This window comes from Oceanobacillus bengalensis (genome assembly GCF_003628445.1).
GTDB lineage: Bacteria > Bacillota > Bacilli > Bacillales > Amphibacillaceae > Oceanobacillus > Oceanobacillus bengalensis.
Genome location: NZ_RBZO01000065.1, coordinates 1 through 3,362, shown reverse-complemented (window position 1 = coordinate 3,362; position 3,362 = coordinate 1). Strand labels below are relative to the sequence as shown.

Below are 3,362 nucleotides of genomic sequence, written 5' to 3'. Positions count from 1 at the left end.
TATTACATAGAATTGAATGAATTGGATTAGTTGGAACGCCGTATGCGGTGAAAGTCGCACGTACGGTGTGAACAGGGGGAAAAGGGAGCGATAACTTCAAACCCTTACCTATCTGTATCAAGAGGGATTAACGCTATTTTAAGTAGAATTAATTGTACTACTGGGCAGGTAGTTAAAAAGTTTTGTACTTTTCAATTTGTGTTAATTCGATAAAGAGGTCGGAAAATGAATATTGAAAAAGAGATTGTACAATTAAAATATCAAATTAAATTACTTAAATTTATGGTTAATGAAGATGATTTTCCTTTTTTTATGTATGCTTTAGACCATGATTTTGAGGAAAGTCAAGTCAATGCTTTATTAAAGGTATTATCGGCTTTTAAATACCGTTTAAACAAGGCTAAAGATAATACTTATGGTAATTCTTTTCACGAGTCAATTAAAGAAGATGAATCTTTAAAGTTGTTGTTAAAAACCTATCAAATCGAAGTACATGACATATATAAAAATGCATTACCAAATATTGCGGAGTTCAGAGACTACTTAAATTCTATATTTGCTGATAAGGAAATAAATTCAAAGCATTTACTCATGAGTTTAAAGAAACAATCAATTCATAAAAATCTTTGTGAAGATCTATTGAACCAGTTAGAGGAACTGTAATTAATTTCACTAACGGGTGCAAGAGTTAAACAAGGTGATCCAAGTAGTATCGCCTTTTTCTTATGGCTAAAATTTCGTTTTTATTTTTGGAATATTATGTTAGTGTTTAGGTAGAAGATTTTAAACTAACTGGTTAGTTTAAGAAGGAAATCTCTTAAAGTACAGAATTTTAGTGCCTTGCAACATAATATGATAACTGGGGATGGAGGTAGGACATTGAAATCAATTGAATTAAATGAATCAGTAACAACGTTTTTATCTACATACAAGCTATTTGAAGAAGATGAAATTCAGCAAGTCCAGTTACAGCATCGATTAGACTTAGTGAAGTCATTTAGGATAAAAAAAGGTATGAGTATAATAGAAATTGGCTGTGGCCAAGGCGATACAACAGTTGCATTAGCTGACGCAGTAGGAAAAGATGGAAAGGTTATCGGAATTGATCTTGCCAGTCGTAATTATGGATCTCCTTTGACGTTGGGGCAGGCAACAGACCTGATCAAGAAGTCTACATTGGGAGAACGTATCACGTTTCATTTTGAAATGGATTTTGACACATTTGACTCTAACGAGGTATTTGATATTGCAGTGTTATCCCATAGTTCTTGGTACTTTAAAAGACCAGAAGATTTACTCCGTTATTTTAAGAAATTGCGAAAAATCGCTAAACGGATATGCTTTGCTGAATGGGATCTTGACTTTACTCACATAACTCAGCGTTCCCATTTTTGTGCAGCTTCCATTCAGGCCATATATTCTAACTTCGTAAATAATGATGGAAATATACAGAATTTGTTTCATAAAATGCAAATTCAAGAATTACTTGAAAAGGCAGATTTCCATATCGAAAAGCAAGGTACAGTTAATGCAATGTATTTGCAGGATGCAAAGTGGGAGAAAAGTTATACGAATAGCATTCGTGAAGAGTTCGTAGATGCTCCCCCAATGATACAATCAATGGTCAACAGTTACTATGAACTCATGAATACCTCAAATGACAATGAGCAATCGTTAAATAGTTTCATTATATGTGCAAGCTGAGATAAAATTTTAAGCCTTGTAAACATACGACTGGAGCTGCAATAAGTCGAATTCTCCTTATTGCACAATAGGGTGCGATTGTTTAACAAGAACAATCGCTTCTTGTGCTAACTGGTAGAATACTTGAATAAGGAAAATTAAAAAATACTGCAATATGCGGACTCGCACAAGCTGGAGGTAATTACGATTGATAATAAAGAATTGACACAATTTACTTTAGTAGATGTTATTGAAAGGAAAATACATTTCACAAAAACAAATACTATATTTGATAAAACAGACTTTAAAGATAATGTTGAAGGTGCATTACTGGCTTATAATGAAATGTTGGCAGATGTTAAAGAAATGAAGGAAAATGAATTTGTAAATAAGTACATAAAAATAATAAAAAAACTTGCAGTACAGTTTGAAGATGAATTCAATGATAAAAGGGAAATAGAAAAAATGTCAGATTACAATAATGCAATTGTATCTATCTTGAAGTGTATTAACCCAATTTATGAGTATGATTTACAAGAATAGTAATTGTAGAAACTGATGAGAGAGTTGTTGAAGGCTTAATGGAGCAATTTATGTGAATTTTGGGGTGATATGATGACACGATATTATATTGCAGTGACGTATGATGTTTGCGAACATAATAATCTATATGAAGATATGAATGAATATCCTTTAGATTTATCCTTTGATATAGATAAGCAAATAAGGGAATTTGCAAAAACTGATGTTGCTCCCTTAATTAAAATTTATGAATCAGATACTAGTGATTTTAAATCGTTAAGATTGTACAGGGAATATAAATTTAAGGAATATGAGTGTGGTTGTAATCAATAGGTATTGTTCTACAAACGGGAGATTGTGGAACAGTTAAGATTATTGTTTATTCAACAATCAAACCATATTGTTTAGGATTGACTGTGAGAAAAGTATTTTATAAAAAAGGAGGGATATGGATTGATACCATTAGGTTGGATAACAGTAGCTTTCCTTGTAGTTGGGATTATTTTTTTTGTTTATATGCAGTTTTTTACCGAAATGACAGTTCAGGGCAAAGTTTGGTTTATATGGAGTATAGCTGCTTGGGGGGTAGTATGTATTTTCCTAGCTGTGTGGTCGTTTTCTGATTTCTATAATTAACTTATTTAGCTTATTCAATTATAGGGGGCAATAGCTGAACAGGGGGAGGTAATCTAATGAATATCATTTCTAATCAAGATAAGATTGGTACTTCTAAATTTGACCTGTATTTATTTAAAATGTTGTATTTGCTTCGTTTTAAAAAGTCTAAATGGCTAAAGAAACAAATCATACAAATTACTAAAGACATTGAAACGGTTAAAAATAGAAAAGTGTTTTAGTCGGAGATTGTGAAATAAGATACTTGAAGTATTTGGTGCTTTAACACAACAAGAAGATCGTCAATATGGCGGTCTTTTTAACTATAGTGGAATGTAAGAATTGATATTTTAATTTATATACTAATCAGTGGGGTGGAACATAATGACTGTGGGGAATGAGTATTTAAAAGTAGTTCAAGAGTAAACCCGTATTCAAACAACGCATATAAAAATACCAACACCTCCTGTTAAGATAGACATATCAATTCAAGGAGGTGCTTTTTTTATGCCAAGCCAAGAACTTACTATCGTCCCCGTTAC

The 3,362-nt window shown here is 32.0% G+C and carries 6 protein-coding genes; all 6 read left to right on the top strand.

The window, feature by feature from the left end; all coding sequences use genetic code 11:
• Window positions 1-225 precede the first annotated feature (225 nt).
• The 6 genes from D8M05_RS19820 (at window position 226) to D8M05_RS20365 (ending at window position 3,062) form a co-directional block, all read left to right on the top strand.
• On the top strand, window positions 226-663 hold the full coding sequence (locus tag D8M05_RS19820; protein ID WP_121134826.1) for a DUF1878 family protein: 438 nt from the start codon (window positions 226-228) through the stop codon (window positions 661-663).
• 216 nt (window positions 664-879) lie between these two features.
• Entirely contained in the window at window positions 880-1,704 is an 825-nt protein-coding gene (locus D8M05_RS19815; RefSeq protein ID WP_245985552.1) for a class I SAM-dependent methyltransferase, read from the top strand.
• A gap of 201 nt (window positions 1,705-1,905) precedes the next feature.
• Window positions 1,906-2,226: a hypothetical protein gene (locus D8M05_RS19810; RefSeq protein WP_245985551.1), complete on the top strand. Its 321-nt coding sequence runs from the start codon at window positions 1,906-1,908 to the stop codon at window positions 2,224-2,226.
• 72 nt (window positions 2,227-2,298) lie between these two features.
• A complete protein-coding gene (locus D8M05_RS19805) occupies window positions 2,299-2,538 on the top strand; it encodes a hypothetical protein (protein WP_121134822.1) in 240 nt (79 codons plus the stop codon).
• 120 nt (window positions 2,539-2,658) lie between these two features.
• The gene (locus D8M05_RS19800; RefSeq protein ID WP_121134820.1) at window positions 2,659-2,841 is read left to right on the top strand and encodes a hypothetical protein; all 183 of its coding nucleotides are present in this window, start codon (window positions 2,659-2,661) and stop codon (window positions 2,839-2,841) included.
• A gap of 56 nt (window positions 2,842-2,897) precedes the next feature.
• On the top strand, window positions 2,898-3,062 hold the full coding sequence (locus D8M05_RS20365) for a hypothetical protein (protein WP_183072876.1): 165 nt from the start codon (window positions 2,898-2,900) through the stop codon (window positions 3,060-3,062).
• The last annotated feature ends 300 nt before the right edge of the window (window positions 3,063-3,362 follow it).